Consider the following 16,061-nt stretch of genomic DNA (forward strand, 5'->3'; position numbering starts at 1 on the left):
AGCTGGGCCGATCGCCGCGTCTGAGCCGCTTTTCGCCAAATTTCTCGATCTTGTGCCGGAAATCATCATCCGACCGGCTCCGAGCTGCGCCACCCGGGCTGCCGGGACGATGGTTGAGCCATGAGCACATATCTGGTTTTCGGCGCCACCGGTAACGTCGGCAGGCGAGTGACTGAGCGACTCTCCTGGTCAGGGGCCGCCGTGCGCGCCACCAGCCGCCGCCCCGAGTCGGCGCGGCTGCCCGAGGGAGTCGAGGTGGTCGCCCCCGACCTGACCGCGCACGGCGTCCTGGAGGACGTCGAGGCGATGTTCCTGATGTGGCCGTTCCACTCCGCCGAGCAGGCGGGCCCGTTCGTCGAGGCGATCAAGCGGAACGTCCGCCGCGTGGTCTTCATGACCGGCGGCGGCGTGCGTCCCGGGCTGCCGCCGGAGGAGCAGCCGAACCCGGTCGCCCGCTGGCACGCCACCGTGGAGCACCTGATCGAGCAGTCGGGCGTGGAGTGGACGGTGCTGAGCCCGAGCACGTTCATGACCAACACCCTGTGGTGGAGCGACCAGATCAGGGCCGGCGACACGGTCCGGGGAGCGTACGGCTCGGTGACCATGACGCCGATCCACGAGGACGACATCGCCGCGGTCGCGGTCGCGGCGCTGACCGGGTCCGGGCACGGGGGACGCCGCTACAACCTGACGGGCCCCGAGGCGCTGACGCAGGCCGAGCAGGTACGGGTGATCGGCGAGGCGATCGGCCGCCCCCTGCGCTGGGTGGAGCTCTCCTTGGCGGAGGAGCGGGAGCGGCTGCTCGCCGACCCGTCCTTCCCGGACTCCTTCGTGGACGAGCTGCTCGCCGGGTACGCGAAGATGACCTCTGCCCCGCCCCCGGCCCCCACCACCACGGTCGAGGACGTCACCGGGACGCCCCCGGCGACGCTGGCCGCCTGGGCCGCCGAGCACGCCGGCGCGTTCGAGAGGTTCCCCGCGTGAAAGTGATCGTCGCCGGGGCTGGGCTGGGCGGGCTGTGCCTGGCCGGCGCGCTGCGCAGGGCCGGGATCGAGGTGGCCGTCCACGAGCGCGACCCCGCTCTGAACACCCGCCGGCAGGGCTACCGCCTGCACCTGGGCGAGACGGCCATCCAGGCCCTCACCGCCGTGCTGCCGCCCGACCGGTGGGAGGAGTTCCTGGCCACCGCCCACGTGCCGCGGCCGCGCTTCGTCCGGCTCGACCCGGCGCTGAAGGTCCTCGACGTCGTGGAGATGGGGCACCACGGCCGGCACCTGGCCGTCGACCGGGAGACCCTGCGCCGGGCGCTGCTGGCCGAGGTGGAGGACGCGGTCACGTTCGGCCGGCGCCTGACGGCCTTCGACGCGCGGCCGGACGGGGTGACGGCGCTGTTCGCCGACGGGTCCACCGCCACGGGCGACGTGCTCGTCGGCGCCGACGGCGTCAACTCCGCGGTGCGCCGGCAGTACCTGCCGCATGCCCGGGTCGTCGCCACGGGCCTGGTCCAGCTCTACGGCAAGATCCCGCACGGCCTGGCGGACGACATGGGCAACGTGTTCACCGCGATCTCCGGGTCCGGCCACCGGGTGGTGGGCGTCGCGCCCACCCGGGACTACACGACCTTCTCGTTCAGCGCCCGCGCCGAGGACCTCCCCGCCGGCCTGGCCGAGCTGAGCCAGGAACGGCTTCGCGTCATGGTCCTGGACATGACGCCCGGCTGGCACCCCCGCGTCCACGAGATGATCGCCCGCTGGACGGAGGTCTTCCCGCTGGAGCTGCGCACCAGCGTGCCGGTCCCGGCGTGGCCGACCACCCGGGTCACGCTGCTGGGTGACGCCGTCCACGCCATGAGCCCGGCGGCGGGGGCGGGAGCCGGCATCGCCCTGCGCGACGCGACCGCCCTCGCCGCGGCCCTCGCCCGCGGCGGCGATCCTCTGGACGCGCTGCGGGCGTACGAGGGCGAGATGGTCGAGTACGGCTTCGCGGCCGTCCGCGACTCGGCCGCCAACGGAGCCCGCTTCCTCGGCCAGGACCCCCTTCCGGGCCTCCTCGGGCCGGCTCATTCGCCGGGCGGCAGGCGGGGGATGCCGGCCCGGTAGAGGCTCGTGATCTTCCATACGGCGCTGGACATGATGGAGGTGATGCGCCAGCTCCTGGCCGAGGGCTGGGAGATCAGCGCCGAGGACGTCGCACAACTGTCGCCCTACCTGACGGCGCACATCAGCCGGTTCGGCCTGTGTGCCACCGACGTGCTGCGGCTGCGGCCTGATGACTTCGACCCCGACCTGCCCGAGATCGACTTCGCCACTCTGGCCAAGGCGGCGTAGCGCTCCACCTTGCTCACGCGGTGACGGGCTGAAAGGGCTCGTTGGGTCGCCGGATAAGTCGCACCCCTGACGGCCGCGGTGGTTAACCGGGAAGAATCGCGTCTTCCCGGCGGCTCTTACAGGTCCGTACGTAGATCTCTCGATTCAGACGGCTCCTGGTCATCGTCCGATTGCCACGGGATGGGCTCAGCTCGTGGGATGCGCAGGGTGGGGCGGCGGGCCCAGGTGGCCCAGCGCCACAGCCACTCCATGGGGCCCTGGCGATGGCGGCGCAGCCAGAGGGTGGAGAGCAGCCACTGGGCCGCCAGGATGACTCCTGCGGCCTGGAACGCCGTCGACGACGATTGGCCGATCGGCAGGCCGAAAATGTGACTGACCGTCAGAACGAGGAGTGTGGCGGTCACGTAATTGGTCAGTGCCATCCGGCCCAGCGGCGCGAAGACGAACTGCAGCACCGGTCTTAGCGGCGTTCTGAGCAGGATGAGCAGGACGCACACGTATATACCGGCGAGCAGCAGATCGGCCAGGGTGGTCGTGGCGGGCAGGTACGTCGTGGCCCCCACGGCCCGCATGCTGGCCTGTACCCATAGGACGGCGGCCAGTCCCGCCGCGAAGGCCAGGCCCAGCAGGACCGGCCCTCGGGTGGACCGCTCGATCTTCTCGATCACCCCGTATCGGACCAGTGCCGAGCCCAGCAGGAACAGCCCTGCGATGAGCAGGGGCCCGCCCCCGCTGATCACCGCCCCCGTCATGAGCGTGGCGGCGAGACCGACCACGGCCCACCGCGGCAGCCAGGTCGAGGGCAGCAGGACCAGCAAGCCGGCGATGGCGTACTTGGTCAGGACTTCGCCCGGCCACAGCAGCATGTGCACCAGCCCGATCGCGAGCAGCATCAGGAGCCGGCGCAGCAGGGCCAGCCAGGGGCGGGGGACACGGTGCGCGGCGGAGTCGTGCAGCAGGGAGAACCCGATGCCGAACAGCAGGGAGAAGATCGGGAGCCCGAGCCAAGGGTCCCAGTCCCCCATGGGCTGCACCGCGACGGCGGTACCGCCGTCGGCTATCAGCTGGATGTTGGCCAGCAGGATCTCACAGAGTGTGAACCCGCGCAGAACGTCGAGCGCGGCGATACGCGGTCGGCCGGGGAAAGTCATGGGCGGGGTCTCCCCTGCCATTGCCCCGGCGTGGGTGGAGGGGACGCCGGGAGCGCGGGTCAGATCTCCGGCATTCATTCCCGGAGCGTGATCTTCATAGGGCATGGGGCCTCATCATGCGGATGCGGGCCTAGCGCGGACATCGACCACAAGTCTGGTCTCACGGTCTGCGACCGTACTTTCGGCCGATTCAGCGCAGATGTTGTCCGCTGAGATGTCGGCGTGCTTTTCGCGCACGATGCCCCTCAACGGGGCATCGGTGAGGTCCTGATTCAGTTGTTCCCGACAACCCCTCCGTTGCTCAGCTCACCACGCCGGATTCCCACGCCCAAGCTGCGATCCCCACCCGATTCCTGACACCGAGCTTGGCGAAGATGCTGCCTAGGTGCGTCTTGACCGTCGACAGCGACACGAACAGCTCCGCAGCCACCTCTTGGTTGGAGCGCCCCCTGGCCACCAGCCGAACGACGTCCAGCTCGCGATCGGTCAGCGGGGCGTTCGCCGGTTGCGCTGCCTGCCGGGGCTGGGTCAGGTGCTGCAGCAGTCGTACGGTCACCGACGGCGACACCAGCGCGTCGCCCGCCGCGGCCGCCCTGACGGCCTCGATGAGCAGCGTGGGCCCGCTGTCCTTGAGCAGGAACCCGGTGGCGCCGGAGCGCAGGGCGCCGTAGACGTACTCGTCCAGGTCGAAGGTGGTGACGATGACCACCCGCATCGGGTTGTCCGCCCCAGGCCCGGCCAGGGATACGGGTCACCTCGATCCCGTCCAGCTTGGGCATCCGGATGTCAAGCAAGCACACGTCAGGTCGCAGGCGTCTGGCCTCCGAGACGGCCTCGGCGCCGTCCGAGACTGCGGCCACCACCTCCATGTCCGATTGAGCGTCCACAATCATCTGGAAGCCGGTGCGTACCATTTGCTGGTCGTCGGCGATAAGAACCCGAATAGTCACGACAGCAGCTCTAGAGATCAACCGTTCGGCCGATGAGGTCATGGACTCGCGGCCGATGCCGGCGCCGATCCGGAACCGCAAGATCAGCTTCATGGCACACGACAACCCCTTCCCGGCGCGGAGAAGGCCGATACTTCTGGCCGCCGTCGCGGGACTGCTCGCCCTCACGGCCTCTCTCGTCGCGGCGCCGGCCCCCGCAGCCGCCGCGGCACCCGGCACGCCGTACCTCCCGAAGCCGACCGGCCCTCACCGCGTCGGCACCACATCCCTGCACCTGACCGATACCTCCCGCCCCGACCCGTGGGTCCCCGCGGCCAAGACCAGGGAGCTCATGGTCTCCCTGTGGTACCCGACCGCGGCGCGTGCCGGGCGGCGCGCGCCGTACGTCACCCCCAAGGAATCCGAACTGCTCTTGAAGGGCTCGGGAATCAAGGAACTGGAGAACATACCGCCTAAGGCGCTCAGCCGGACGCGGACGAACGCCCTCACTGACGCCGAGCCGTCGGGACGCCGGCGAAGCCTGCCGCTCGTAGTGCTGTCGCCCGGTTTCACCTGGCCTCGCAGCTCTCTCACGGGTCTGGCCGAGGACCTGGCGAGCAGAGGGTATGTGGTGGCCGGCATCGACCACACCTACGAGAACTTCGCCACCACCTTTCCTGACGGGCGGGTCGCCACCTGCGCCGCCTGCGCGCATGTCAACGACGGCGACTTCGGCCAGAGGGTGATCCGGAGCCGGGCGGTCGACATCCCCTTCGTGCTCGACCAGTTGACCGGTCCGCGGCCCAAGTGGAAGGGCAGCGCCCTGATCAATCCGGCCCGGATCGCGATGGCGGGCCAGTCCATCGGAGGGGCCGCCGCCCCGGAGACCATGTTGAAGGATGTCCGGGTTCGCGCCGGGGTCAACCTGGACGGCAGCATGTTCCTCCCGATCCCCGAGAGCGGGCTGGCGCGACCGTTCATGTTGATGGGCGCCCCCTCGGGCGACAGCACCTGGAAGCGTGACTGGGAGCACCTGACCGGGTGGAAACGCTGGCTGGTGGTGAAGGGAGCGCTGCACCCGTCCTTCACCGACTACGACATGCTGCTCCAGCAGCTCGGCGCGGACCTCGGCGGCGGCCTGAAGGAAACCCGCTCGATGGACATCACCCGCACGTACGTCGCCGCCTTCTTCGACCTGCACCTGCGCGGCAAGCCGCAGCCCCTGCTGAACAAGCCCTCCCCGCGCTACCCCGAGGTCCAATTCTGCGCACCGTCGGCCAAGAACTGCTGATGTGAACGCTTGCGCTCCAGGCCGATGATCATCCATCACAGTCGAGGGCAGCGCTGACCCCAGCATCGGCGGAGCCAACCGCACCGGGCTGCGCTGCCGGGGTCAGCCTGAGCCCCGAACACCTGGCGGGATTCCTCGGCAAGTGTGTGGGCGTGGGAACGCCCACACGCCCCGACCGCAAGATCGTTAACCCGGCGACTGCGGTGCCCCGGTGGCGAGAAGGGCGCTCTGTTCTCCAGCAGCTCATGTACGGGATAATTGTCTATTATCACGTACATGAGCGATCATGGCGGCGCGGCGACCAGGACAACACTTCGCAGGGACGGTGCGCGACTTCGGCACGTTATCCGGTACATCATCCGGGCCGCAGCAGGCTCCGCCGAGCGGTCGGCATGAGCGCCGCGCCAAAGATCACCGCCCTGCGCGGCGGGCACGTCACACTCGCCGCGGCCGCCGACGCCTTCCTCGCCACCCCGCGCACCGCCAACCCCAACACCCACCGCGCCTACGCCTCCGCGATCGACCGCACCATCGAGCGGCTTGGCCGCGACCGGCCGCTCGCCGAGATCGCCGACGCCGAGATCGGCCAGGCGCTCGCCGAGCTGTGGGGCCGCTGCGCGCCGGCGACCTGGAACCGCAACCGCGCCGCCGTCACCTCCTGGCTGACCTGGTGCCAGACCAAGAAACACTGGGCCACCCCCTCGGTCCCGGCTGAGGCCGAACGCCGCAAGGAGATCGCCGACGAAACCCGCGCCGTCGCCAAGACCACCATCCACCGGCTGCTGTCACGCCGCGACATCCCGCTCCGGGAGAAGACCCTGTGGCGAATGCTCTACGAAACCGCCGCCCGGGCCGCGGAGATCCTGGCGCTCAACGTCGAGGACTTGGACCTGGAGCATCGGCGGGCACCCGTCCGGTCCAAGGGCGGCGCGCTCGAGTGGGTGTACTGGGAATCCGGGACCGCCCACCTGCTGCCCCGGCTCCTCCGGCTCCCGGACGGCAGCACCCGCACGCAGGGCCCGCTGTTCCTGTCCGAACGCCGCCCCGTGCCGGCCCGCCGCCCGGCGGCCGCCGACATCTGCCCGCACACCGGCCGCGCGCGCCTCGGCTACGACCGCGCCCGCGTCCTGCTGGACACCTACGCTGGGCTCGACCTGCACCAGCTGCGCCACAGCGCGGCCACCCACCTTGGGGACGCCGAGATCCCGCTGCAGCTCATCATGGGCAAGACCCGGCACAAGAACCCTCGCACCGCCCTGCGCTACGTCAAACCCGGCACCGAAGCCATCGCCAAGGTCACCGAGGTCCTGGCACCCCGCCGCCGTACCCACTGATCAACGAGTGGCGGCTGGCCGGAGCTATAGGAGTTCCGGGCCGTCCTGCCTATGTGGCACCCGAAGGGGGGATCGCTTGCCTCAAGATCATCCCAATGTGGGTTTTGGGCTTATGTGGGCTGACCCCCATGAAGGCGTTCGGCCGGAGAAATGTCAGCCGGTTTCGCGCAGCGGCTCGAACGTGACGCTCAGCCGCAGCTCCAAGGCCTCAGCCAGGCGCTCCAGGAGGGGGATGGTAGGCATGCTGCCGCCCGCCTCGAACCGCGCCACCGCAGGCTGGAGAAGGCCTGCCCGCTCAGCGAGCTGGGCTTGTGTGAGGTCGAGCTCTTCACGGCGGCGCCGGACCGCCTCCCCAAGCTCGAATCGAATCCTGGCGGCTTCGTAACCCTCTCGGGCTCCAGGGTGGTTCATGATCTCGGCGCGCTTGTCGGACCACGCCTTCCGTTCGGCCATACCGCTCACTCCTCGTCCGCAGCGTGGGCCTCGGCCAGGCAACGCCACATTGCCCTCATCGCACCCTCCACCTCAGCCTTCTCACGCATCCGCTGCTTCCGCAACACCGTCAGCAAGATGGTGCGTCTGCCTGGCGCGATCCAGTAGCTGATCCGTACGGCCTCACGATCTAGATGGAAACGGAGCTCCCGAAGCTTTCCACGCAACTGCCTGGTGTACGGCTCATCCAGAAGCACTCCCCGCTCACCCGGTAGATCGACATAGAAGACAGCCGTTCCACGATCGTCCGGACTGAGCGAATCATCATGTCGTCGTGGCGTCCAGACTGTGCAACGCCGCCAAAGTCCGCTCAGGACTGGGGGGGTGGGGGCCGGTAGGCCCCACCTGGGGCGTAGCCCCCGGTGGGGCGTCCGAGCGGAGGGAGGGCCATGCCCTTGGCCCTCAAACGCTGACCCGCCACCGGCACTGTCACGACTGGAGGAACTCCCGCGCGCCCCGCAGCCGCGTCCTCAGGAACCGCTGCGTCATCGTGCAGTCCAGTCGTACGTCGAGCGGCCCCGTCAGGTCCGTGTCGGCACGTCGCCCCCGCGCCAGACGGGACGGATCGAGCCCGTCACGGCGCGCGACCAGGCAGCCGAGCTCGTACCGGCTCACCGCGTCGCTTCCGGCCACGTGGTGGACCCCCTGACGGTCAGCGGCCGCGAGCTCCAGCAGGGCGGCGGCGAGGTCGCCGACGTGCACCGGGCAGCGTACGTCGTCCGTGAACAGGGTCCCCTGCCTCCGGCCGGTCGCCAGGTCGCGCACGAAGGACTCATGCCCGGACCGCCCGTCACCGAGTATCAGAGACGTACGGGCGATCACCGCCGCCGGCGCGATCGCCCGGACGGCCACTTCGGCCGCCGCCTTCGCCGCCCCGTACGGGGAGACGGGATCCGGCACGCACTCCTCCGCGTAGGTGACCGCCCTCCCCGAGAAGACGGCGTCGCTGGACACGTGCACCAACCGCCCACCGGCCGCCGAGACCGCGAGCGCCACATGAGCGGCGCCGTCCGCCGTCGCCGTCCAGTCCGCCTGCCGGAACGCGGCGTTGACGACCACATCAGGCCGGAAGGCGCCGACCAGAGCGGCGACGGCCCTCCGGTCACGGACGTCCAGCGCCGACCACTCGACGCCTTCCACCTTCCCGGGACGGGACAGGCAGGTCGCAGCCACTACGTGCCCCTCGGCGATGGACCGCCGGGCCAGCTCACTGCCGAGGAAACCACTGCCCCCGACGATGAGAATTCTCATGGACGATCACCTGTCGCTCGGTCGATCACTCCGAACTCGTCCTACCCGGACACGCGCTCGCCCAGGCTGTCGACCCAGCCCATGTCCTCGTAGGTGACCTGCATTGCCGGCGACGATCCCCCTCGCGAGCGGAACTCGAAGGAGAGCAGCTCCGCCGTGTCGTCGTCCACGATCAGTCGGGACTCGCCCTCACCCTCCCCTGCTACGGTCCTGGCCAGGGCGGTCCCGGTGCGGCCCTGCGCATCGGTGACCCCTCCCAGCGACCTGATCGCGGGCTGTTCGGCGAGCACCCGGTACAGGGCGGAGCGGGTCCCGGGACTGATCGGCCCGGCCAGCAGGTCCTGCGCCGTCGACCACACGTAGTCGGTGAACTCCGGCTTGGCGGGCGACCATTCGTCTGGGGGCTCCTCGTCGTACAGCCGCCGCAACCGGCTCTCCAGGCTGTCCTTCTCGGCCGGCAGTTCGAGCAGTTGCCGGACCGTGAAGCGGTGTGTGCCGATCTGGAAGAACAGTGCCATGTCGTAGTCGTTGGTCGACGGCTTCTCCTTGACCAGCTCGGGCGAACCCAGTCGCCTCCACTTCGCCTCGTCCTCCGGGGAGGCGAAGGCGACCTTGGGGTTCTGGCCGGTCACGGTTCGGCTGGGCGCGCCTTTGTCGCTCGCGTACCAGCTGTCCTGGGTACTCGCCACGGTCGCCGAGAACGGTATCTCCTGGCGTCCCGGCTTTCCGATGTCCTTCGGCAGGCGACGCACCGGCTGGGAGATGCGCTGACGGGTGTACCAGTAGTGGCCCGACGTGGCCGGCTCACGGGCGGCGGTCTCGGCCGCGGCCAGCAGCACGGAGCGGGCGTCGAGAGATCTCGCACCGGGGAGACGCGAGGGCGGCGAACCGTCTCCGGAGCGCGGCCCACTCGCGACCGGAGCCGTACTCGGCGGCGTGGCGGGAGGGCCGACCCCGCCGGCGCCCAGAGCCACGACGACGGCTGCCGCGGCAAGACCCGATCCCGCGATGGCGCCCACCACGGCACGGGTCCTCCTGGCTCGGCGTCCCCGGCGTACCAGGTCCGACACCGGCGCGGGGGTGGCCGGCTCACGGTCAGCGAGGGTACGCAACGCTCGCGCGAGCTGTTCCTGATCGTCGTTCATCGTGCTGCCTCCTGGTTCTCCCGCAGAGCCGTGCGCAGCCGCGCCATCGCCCTGGAGTGCTGACTCTTGACTGTGCCGACCGTGCAACCGAGGGCGGCCGCGACCGCTTTCTCCGTCAGGTCCTCGTAGTGGCGGAGCACGACTATGGCGCGCTGCCTGCGCGGCAGGGAGAGCAGCGCGCGCCGCAAGCCCTCGTGCGGCTCGTACGGTCCGGACCGAGGATCCGCGTGGTCAGGTGGCTCGGCGGTGGGCAGTTCCCGTCCACGCCGTCGCCACCAGCTGACGTTCCCGTTGACCAGCATGCGTCGCAGGTAGGCGTGCGGGTCGTCGGGAGCTACGCGTCGCCACCGCACGTACAGCCGCACCAGGCAGTCCTGGAGCAGTTCCTCGCCCCGGTGGCGGTCGCCGGTGAGCAGGATGGCGACGGCCATGTGCCTGTTCCAGGCCGCCTCGACGAAGGCGGCGTACGCGGCTTCTTCCGTTGGGTCACTCACATGGCCTCGACGCCGAGGTGGCGGGAAAAGGTTGGCAGAAGGGCAGGATTGTTTTCCGCTTCCGCCGGGGCGGCGTAGCGCCGCCGCCAAGGCTCCTTCTGAAGCACAACGTCACCGGTAGACGGTCGGCCCCTTCCGCTCGCCGGGGAACACCATGATCAGCAGCTCGACGGCGCCGTCCGGCGGGTAGGGAACCTCGTGGACGAGGTCACGGCCGCGCAGGTGGACCCGAACCCGGTAGGACCCAGGGCCGCTGGTCGTCAGCTTGGGCGATGTCGCCCCCTCGCCGTCGACCAGGGTCAGCGAACCGGCCGGGCTTTCGTAGGCGACCTCGACCACTTCCTTCCACCCCTTGGTCTCCAACGGCGGCCGCCGGGTGTAGGACTCGGTGGTCACGCAAGCGTGGCCGATCTCGTCGGCGGCCCAGACGGCCAGCGCACCCGGTTCGCTTCCGACCAACTCCTTGACCAGGTCGGGGACGCTGTCTTCGTATCCGTCCTCCCATCCGCCGATGGTCCAGAACTCGGTCCACATGGTGGCGCGGTGCTGCCGGACCGGTTTGATCTTCGGACGGTGGGCGGGGTGCGCGGCGCAGGCCTTCTCCTTCTCGGCGAAGTAGGCGGCATGTTCCGCCTGTTCGCGCTGGCTGGCCAGCTCCTGGGCGCGGGCCACCGCGGGGCACAACGGTGCCAGTACGCCGGCCAGCGCCGCGTGGGGTGCCTCGCGCACGGCGGGGGCGCCGGTGTCGCCGCCGTGCTGTTCGGCCAGGCGACACAGGTGGCGGCCCTGGGTCAGGACCACCCGATCGGGAACCTGCGCCCAGCTTTCGATGCCGTCGTCCATGAACGAGTCGTAGCCGCGGACCCGGCACAAGAAGTCCTTTTCCGCCTTGGTCACGTCATGGACGGTGCCGTTGCCGAAACCAGCGCAGTCGAGCTCCCGGTCGCTGCTCATCCTGCCGGAAGCGGCCGCCTGGTCCACGACCAGAAGGGTCGTCATCAGCGTCAGGACTGCGACCACCGTACGGGCGAAGCGGCCTCTCCGGACGAAACCGCGGCGAGCGGGGCGCACCGCGAGCAGGACCAGGATCGGCGGCACCAGGAAGTAGAGGTCCATGCCCGCGTTCCGGGTCGCGATCTCGGGTGGGCCCCACGCGTCCATGCATTCCTGGCCCAGCGCCCCGTCGAGCGTGAACAGCAGCAGCTCGGGGAGTCGCAAGAGGAGAAGGGTCACGGCGCCTGAGCGGGCGACGATCCTGCCGAGCCGGTCACGCCCGGTCCGCACGCTCACGTGCCAGCAGACGAAGGCCACGACGATCATCGGCGCGCCGCCGTACCAGAAGAGGGGCAGAATCCTGGCCACGGCTTCCGGGGATCTGAGCAGGTCGTTGATCTGGTCGCCCAGGCACGAACCCCCCGACATCCACACGTAGCCCCGGCCACCCTCGTCTCCGGTCAGGAGTGATCGGATCCAGAAGAAGACTCGGGGAGTCAGGGTGACCAGTAATGCCGCACTCCACAGAATCCATGATCGTCGAGACACGACACCGAACCCTAGGACACCACACGGCCGGGTCGAACGTTGTGCAGCGGCTTGCAAGAATTGCGCGGGTCATCGGCTGAGCAACTGGAGCGGCTACCGGTCGTGGCTTCTCGGGCGTCGGGATGGCTCATGATCCCCGCGAGCCTGTCAGACCAAGGCCACCTTCTCCTCGGGGACAGACGAGCGCGGACCGCAGCGCCACCGAGGGCTGCTGACCCTCGATGATGAGTATTTACATGATGGACCCGATCAACGGGCAGAGGTCACATGCGTCCAGGCGCTTTGTTCTCTAGGCTGTGCCCTGGAGGGAGGGCCGCCGATGAGCATGCAGCGCGGCAGCCAGGACACTGGACTGATCGGCGACTTCCGCTATGTCACTCCCCTGTACACCAAGGGACAGGCAGCGGACCTCATCGGTGTGCCTCGGCAGTCGTTCCGCAATTGGGCCGTGGGTATGCCTACAAGCGGCTCGACGGCCCGGTCGTGGCAGCTGATCCCCTGGTCACGACCGTGGGTGCGAGCGGACCCACAGTCCCGTTCGTGGGCCTGGCTGAGGCGTACATGCTCGCAGCATTCCGTAGCGCCAAGGTGCCGATGCAGCGTATTCGCCCCGCCATCCGCTGGCTGGAGGAGAACATCGGCCTCGAGCAGGCGCTGGCGAGCGAGCAGCTCATGACCGACGGGGCCGAGGTGCTGTGGGACTTCCGGGAGCACACGGACGACCCTGCTGAGCGAGACGCCGTTGATGGGCTTGTTGCCGTACGCAGCGGCCAGCAGGTGTTCCGCCCTGTCGTACGCGACTATCTGAGACGCGTCACATATCAGGACGGGTGGATGCGGATGATCCATCTCCCCGGTTATGAGCGTGTGGACGTGACCGTCGACCCATGGGTGAACGGTGGACAACCCACGGTTGCCCGACGCGGGATACGTGTCGCCGACGTCCTCAACCGTCTGAAGGCTGGAGAAGACCGGCTGGATGTTGCCGAGGATTACGACCTGCAACTGAACGAGGTCGAGGCGCTCCTTCCGCAAGCCGCTTAGGGAGAGACATGGCGGATGAAGCGAGGGAGTCCGGGCTGATCTTTTTCCTTGATCGTGGCTAGGATCGAGGATCGTGCCAAACGCGCTCCGTGCCGCTGGGTGGATTTTGGAGACCATGGACGAGCGCTACGGAAAGGAAAAATCGCAGCAGATCGAGGATGTCCGGTGGATTGAGGAAGCCACTCTGCGTGGCGACATCCTGCTCTGCAAGGATCTGGCCATCGCCCGCAACCCGATCGAGGCCCGAGTGATCTACATGAGTGGTGCTCGTGCCTTCGCCCTCGCCAACGCGAGCGCCGTGGGGCGGGAGATGGCCAACATCTTCCTCGCGAATGAAGCGAAGATCATCCATATGGCTCAACGGGTGGCTGGACCTTTTGTCTTTGCCGTTGGCATCGAGGGGCTTCGGCGTACACGAGTGCGATACCCCATCGAGGGTTCAGATCTCTGAGTGATCAGCTGGGTGACAACGGCCGAGAAACAGGTGGTCGCTCAGAATTCGTCGTACCCGGAGACCTGGCCGATCGGGAAGATGTGCCGGTTGGCGGCGCAGATGGTCTCCAGCACGTGGACCGGCGTGTCCTCGGTCGAGTAACTCGCACGGAGCACCTGGACGATCCACTCGCCGGGCTCAAGCTCCAGCGTCTCGCGCTCGAACGAGGTCGGCGGCCGGGCGGTCAGGTTCTCCTCCGCATGACCGAACGCGTAACCGAGGGCGGTCAGCGCGGACTGGAGTGACGGCCGCACGAACTCCGGCTCGGCGATCCGGGTGTCACCGAACAGGTCGGCGCGGAAACAGCTCGTCGCGATCCGCACGGGCACGTCGTTCGCCGTCATCATCTTGCGGCGGGCGATGATCTCCGTACCGGGCTCGACTCGTAGGCATGCCGCCACATGATCGCCGGCAGGCTGGGCCCCACGTAGAGCATCCGGCGGTCGGCCTCAGGAACAAGGACTTGGATCCTCGTACGGCGGGCTCGGTCGGCAACGCACGCTACGAGCACGCGCGACCCTGGCGAGGCGGGCCCTTCAGGTGCTCGGGCGGCCGGTCCCTTCTTCATCTGGGAGATACGGCCAGGCGAGACACCGAGCCGTCCGGCGATCTCCTCCAGACTCATGCCCGACTCCCGGGCCTCGGCGATGGCCTGCCGCCGCATCCCGTCTCGAACGGGGAAGCCACGCAACACGCCGTTGCCGCTCACAGGGAGATCAGCGGGAAGCCGGTCGTCCCCTTGCCAGTGCTCGGGTGGTCCTTGCCCTTCCTGCCAACGGCGACGCAAGCCTGCCCAGCCTGCGTCCACCTGGCCCGAACAGTCCGCCGACAGCGGTGACTACGGGCCGGTAGAAGTTTCGGCATGAGCCCGATACGAGGGATCGGGTCGTGGGATCTACGGTTCGGCGACAGTGACGCCGTCACAGGGCGGGAAGAACTGTGCCGTCATGCCCTGACCAATACACGCCGATGCTTCAGCGGTGCCGCGACAAGCAGCCGTTTCCATCGGCATGGGCCGGGGGTGTGGGGGCCGGTAGGCCCCCACCTGGGGCATAGCCCCCAGTGGAAGGTCCGAGCGGAGCGAGGGCCATGCCTTCGCGGGTCGAGGGGCGGAGCTTCTGGGGGGCGCTGTCCGAGACGAGTGGGCGAAGCGCCCCCAGAAGCGAGGGCCTTGCCGAGAGGGTCCCTTCAGAGCCAGCCGTTGCGGCGGAAGCCGCGGTGGAGGACGACGCAGGCGGTGATCATGATGGCCAGGACCGCCGGGTAGCCCCAGACCTGCTTGGTCTCGGGCATGAAGTCGAAGTTCATGCCGTAGATGCCGGCGATCATCGTGGGGACGGCCAGGATGGCGACCCAGGAGGAGATCTTGCGCATGTCCTCGTTGGCGAGGGCGTTCGAGCGGGCCAGGGCGGCCTGGAGGATGGAGCTGCACAGCTCGTTCGAGGACTCGACCTGCTCGCAGACGCGGGACAGGTGGTCGCCGACGTCGCGGAAGTACTCGCGCATCTCCGAGGGGATGACGCGCCGCTGGGGCAGTGCCGCCAGCGGGTGCTGCAGCGGCGTGACCGCGCGCTTGAGCTCCAGCATCTCCCGCTTGAGCTGGTAGATGCGGTTGATGTCGCGGGAGCTGACGTCGGCGAAGACCGTGGCCTCGACCTCCTCCAGCTCCATCTGCATGAGGTCGGCCACCTGGAGGTAGCGGTCGACGACGTGGTCGGAGATGGCGTGCAGCACGCCGGCCGGGCCGCGGGTGATGAGCTCGGGACGCTCTTCGAGGCGCTCGCGCACCTCGGTGAGGGGGCAGTGCTCGCCGTGCCGTACGGTCACCACGAAGTCGGCGCCGAGGAACACCATGATCTCGCCCGTCGCGATGATCTCGCTGGTGGCGGTCAGCTCGTCGTGGTCGAGGTACGCGATCGTCTTGAGCACCATGAACAGGGAGTCGCCGTAGCGCTCGACCTTGGGACGCTGGTGGGCCTTGACGGCGTCCTCGACGGCCAGCGGGTGCAGTCCGAACACCCCGGCCAGCCACTCGACCTCGGGCGCCTCGGGCTCGTGCAGGCCGACCCAGAGGAAGGCGCTGGGCTTGGCGGCGCCGGCGTTGTGCTCGCGGACGAGGCGCAGCGACTCGGGGATGCCGACGGCCCCGGTCTTCTTGCCGTCGATGTAGGCGCCGTACTCGACGATGGAGTGGGGCACGCGGACCTCAGGCAGCAGCTTGGAGTGCTGGCGCTGGGAGTGCGGCTGAACCGGGTGACGGTTGATGCGACGGAAAAGCGTGGACGAGCGCATGGCAGTCCCTTTCCGCCCGACATGGCACGCTCCACGCGCGACGAAAAGTCACCTCAATCAACACAAATGCGTGGAGGCACGATCAGGCTGCCGGATTGGAGTGGTCGGGGGTATTGACGGTGTACGTGAACGAGCACGTACTGCTGGGATCACCAGGATTCATCCCGGACCACCTCCAATCACACGAGACGCACATAGCCGCCCCAAGCTACCACAGGCGGCGAGAACCCAACCGACGATACCTGCATGGCGGTCCGTCATCAGAGAGAAGTTCGT

At 68.9% G+C, this 16,061-nt stretch carries 16 protein-coding genes and 2 pseudogenes; 8 read left to right on the forward strand and 10 right to left on the reverse strand.

Annotated elements, in window-relative coordinates; all coding sequences use genetic code 11:
* Positions 1 to 120 precede the first annotated feature (120 nt).
* The 3 genes from ABZS51_RS00655 to ABZS51_RS00665 are packed head-to-tail and all read left to right on the forward strand — an operon-like array spanning position 121 to position 2,327.
* Positions 121 to 984, forward strand: coding sequence for an NAD(P)H-binding protein (locus ABZS51_RS00655; RefSeq protein WP_355434296.1), 864 nt, complete (start codon positions 121 to 123; stop codon positions 982 to 984).
* Positions 981 to 2,099, forward strand: coding sequence for an NAD(P)/FAD-dependent oxidoreductase (locus tag ABZS51_RS00660; protein WP_355434299.1), 1,119 nt, complete (start codon positions 981 to 983; stop codon positions 2,097 to 2,099). Before ABZS51_RS00655 ends, ABZS51_RS00660 begins: the two co-directional genes overlap by 4 nt.
* 6 nt (positions 2,100 to 2,105) lie before the next feature.
* Positions 2,106 to 2,327 (forward strand): Tn3 family transposase, encoded by a 222-nt coding sequence (locus ABZS51_RS00665; protein ID WP_355434302.1) that lies wholly within the window; start codon positions 2,106 to 2,108, stop codon positions 2,325 to 2,327.
* Positions 2,328 to 2,443: 116 nt separating this feature from the next.
* Here the strand turns inward: ABZS51_RS00665 and ABZS51_RS00670 are convergent, their stop codons facing one another.
* Together ABZS51_RS00670 and ABZS51_RS00675 are read right to left on the reverse strand one after the other, a co-directional pair.
* Positions 2,444 to 3,478: a DUF418 domain-containing protein gene (locus ABZS51_RS00670; RefSeq protein WP_355434305.1), complete on the reverse strand. Its 1,035-nt coding sequence runs from the start codon at positions 3,476 to 3,478 to the stop codon at positions 2,444 to 2,446.
* 301 nt (positions 3,479 to 3,779) lie between these two features.
* Positions 3,780 to 4,428, reverse strand: a pseudogene (locus tag ABZS51_RS00675) (response regulator transcription factor).
* 91 nt (positions 4,429 to 4,519) lie between these two features.
* Here ABZS51_RS00675 and ABZS51_RS00680 point away from each other — a divergent pair.
* A complete protein-coding gene (locus tag ABZS51_RS00680; protein ID WP_355434308.1) occupies positions 4,520 to 5,698 on the forward strand; it encodes an alpha/beta hydrolase in 1,179 nt (392 codons plus the stop codon).
* 392 nt (positions 5,699 to 6,090) lie between these two features.
* Positions 6,091 to 7,032: a site-specific integrase gene (locus ABZS51_RS00685; RefSeq protein WP_355434312.1), complete on the forward strand. Its 942-nt coding sequence runs from the start codon at positions 6,091 to 6,093 to the stop codon at positions 7,030 to 7,032.
* A gap of 153 nt (positions 7,033 to 7,185) precedes the next feature.
* Here ABZS51_RS00685 and ABZS51_RS00690 read toward each other — a convergent pair whose 3' ends face one another.
* The 6 genes from ABZS51_RS00690 to ABZS51_RS00715 all read right to left on the reverse strand — a co-directional run bounded on the left by ABZS51_RS00690 (position 7,186) and on the right by ABZS51_RS00715 (position 11,842).
* On the reverse strand, positions 7,186 to 7,485 hold the full coding sequence (locus ABZS51_RS00690; RefSeq protein ID WP_355434315.1) for a helix-turn-helix transcriptional regulator: 300 nt from the start codon (positions 7,483 to 7,485) through the stop codon (positions 7,186 to 7,188).
* A 5-nt stretch (positions 7,486 to 7,490) separates the two neighbouring features.
* Positions 7,491 to 7,838 (reverse strand): type II toxin-antitoxin system RelE/ParE family toxin, encoded by a 348-nt coding sequence (locus ABZS51_RS00695; protein WP_355434861.1) that lies wholly within the window; start codon positions 7,836 to 7,838, stop codon positions 7,491 to 7,493.
* 115 nt (positions 7,839 to 7,953) lie between these two features.
* Positions 7,954 to 8,775 (reverse strand): sugar nucleotide-binding protein, encoded by an 822-nt coding sequence (locus tag ABZS51_RS00700; protein ID WP_355434318.1) that lies wholly within the window; start codon positions 8,773 to 8,775, stop codon positions 7,954 to 7,956.
* Between the two features lie 41 nt (positions 8,776 to 8,816).
* Positions 8,817 to 9,920 carry a CU044_5270 family protein gene (locus tag ABZS51_RS00705; protein WP_355434321.1) on the reverse strand — a complete coding sequence of 368 codons (1,104 nt, stop codon included), beginning with the start codon at positions 9,918 to 9,920 and terminating at the stop codon, positions 8,817 to 8,819.
* Positions 9,917 to 10,414: a SigE family RNA polymerase sigma factor gene (locus ABZS51_RS00710; RefSeq protein ID WP_355434324.1), complete on the reverse strand. Its 498-nt coding sequence runs from the start codon at positions 10,412 to 10,414 to the stop codon at positions 9,917 to 9,919. The genes ABZS51_RS00705 and ABZS51_RS00710 overlap by 4 nt, the downstream gene beginning before the upstream one ends.
* A gap of 111 nt (positions 10,415 to 10,525) precedes the next feature.
* The gene (locus ABZS51_RS00715; RefSeq protein ID WP_355434327.1) at positions 10,526 to 11,842 is read right to left on the reverse strand and encodes a hypothetical protein; all 1,317 of its coding nucleotides are present in this window, start codon (positions 11,840 to 11,842) and stop codon (positions 10,526 to 10,528) included.
* A gap of 439 nt (positions 11,843 to 12,281) precedes the next feature.
* Between ABZS51_RS00715 and ABZS51_RS00720 the strand changes: the two are divergent.
* The 3 genes and pseudogenes from ABZS51_RS00720 to ABZS51_RS00730 form a co-directional block, all read left to right on the forward strand.
* Positions 12,282 to 12,514, forward strand: a pseudogene (locus ABZS51_RS00720) (hypothetical protein); the annotation flags it as partial.
* A gap of 282 nt (positions 12,515 to 12,796) precedes the next feature.
* Positions 12,797 to 13,000 carry a DUF433 domain-containing protein gene (locus ABZS51_RS00725; protein WP_355434864.1) on the forward strand — a complete coding sequence of 68 codons (204 nt, stop codon included), beginning with the start codon at positions 12,797 to 12,799 and terminating at the stop codon, positions 12,998 to 13,000.
* 73 nt (positions 13,001 to 13,073) lie between these two features.
* Positions 13,074 to 13,451 (forward strand): hypothetical protein, encoded by a 378-nt coding sequence (locus tag ABZS51_RS00730; RefSeq protein WP_355434330.1) that lies wholly within the window; start codon positions 13,074 to 13,076, stop codon positions 13,449 to 13,451.
* Between the two features lie 41 nt (positions 13,452 to 13,492).
* Here the strand turns inward: ABZS51_RS00730 and ABZS51_RS00735 are convergent, their stop codons facing one another.
* Both ABZS51_RS00735 and corA read right to left on the reverse strand, forming a co-directional pair.
* Complete coding sequence (locus ABZS51_RS00735; RefSeq protein WP_355434333.1) at positions 13,493 to 13,894, reverse strand: UTRA domain-containing protein; 402 nt, start codon at positions 13,892 to 13,894, stop codon at positions 13,493 to 13,495.
* A gap of 787 nt (positions 13,895 to 14,681) precedes the next feature.
* A complete protein-coding gene (corA, locus tag ABZS51_RS00740; RefSeq protein ID WP_355434336.1) occupies positions 14,682 to 15,785 on the reverse strand; it encodes a magnesium/cobalt transporter CorA in 1,104 nt (367 codons plus the stop codon).
* Positions 15,786 to 16,061 lie beyond the last annotated feature (276 nt).

This window comes from Nonomuraea sp. NPDC005501, from assembly GCF_040605905.1.
In the GTDB taxonomy this organism is placed as follows: Bacteria; Actinomycetota; Actinomycetes; order Streptosporangiales; family Streptosporangiaceae; genus Nonomuraea.

Excerpts from the sequence above, each read along its gene's own strand:
- ABZS51_RS00700 (WP_355434318.1), bottom strand. The coding sequence starts at position 8,775 with ATGAGAATTCTCATCGTCGGGGGCAGTGGTTTCCTCGGCAGTGAGCTG.
- ABZS51_RS00655 (WP_355434296.1), top strand. The coding sequence starts at position 121 with ATGAGCACATATCTGGTTTTCGGCGCCACCGGTAACGTCGGCAGGCGA.
- ABZS51_RS00670 (WP_355434305.1), bottom strand. The coding sequence starts at position 3,478 with ATGACTTTCCCCGGCCGACCGCGTATCGCCGCGCTCGACGTTCTGCGC.
- ABZS51_RS00690 (WP_355434315.1), bottom strand. The coding sequence starts at position 7,485 with ATGGCCGAACGGAAGGCGTGGTCCGACAAGCGCGCCGAGATCATGAAC.
- corA (WP_355434336.1), bottom strand. The coding sequence starts at position 15,785 with ATGCGCTCGTCCACGCTTTTCCGTCGCATCAACCGTCACCCGGTTCAG.
- ABZS51_RS00705 (WP_355434321.1), bottom strand. The coding sequence starts at position 9,920 with ATGAACGACGATCAGGAACAGCTCGCGCGAGCGTTGCGTACCCTCGCT.
- ABZS51_RS00685 (WP_355434312.1), top strand. The coding sequence starts at position 6,091 with ATGAGCGCCGCGCCAAAGATCACCGCCCTGCGCGGCGGGCACGTCACA.
- ABZS51_RS00680 (WP_355434308.1), top strand. The coding sequence starts at position 4,520 with ATGGCACACGACAACCCCTTCCCGGCGCGGAGAAGGCCGATACTTCTG.
- ABZS51_RS00725 (WP_355434864.1), top strand. The coding sequence starts at position 12,797 with ATGATCCATCTCCCCGGTTATGAGCGTGTGGACGTGACCGTCGACCCA.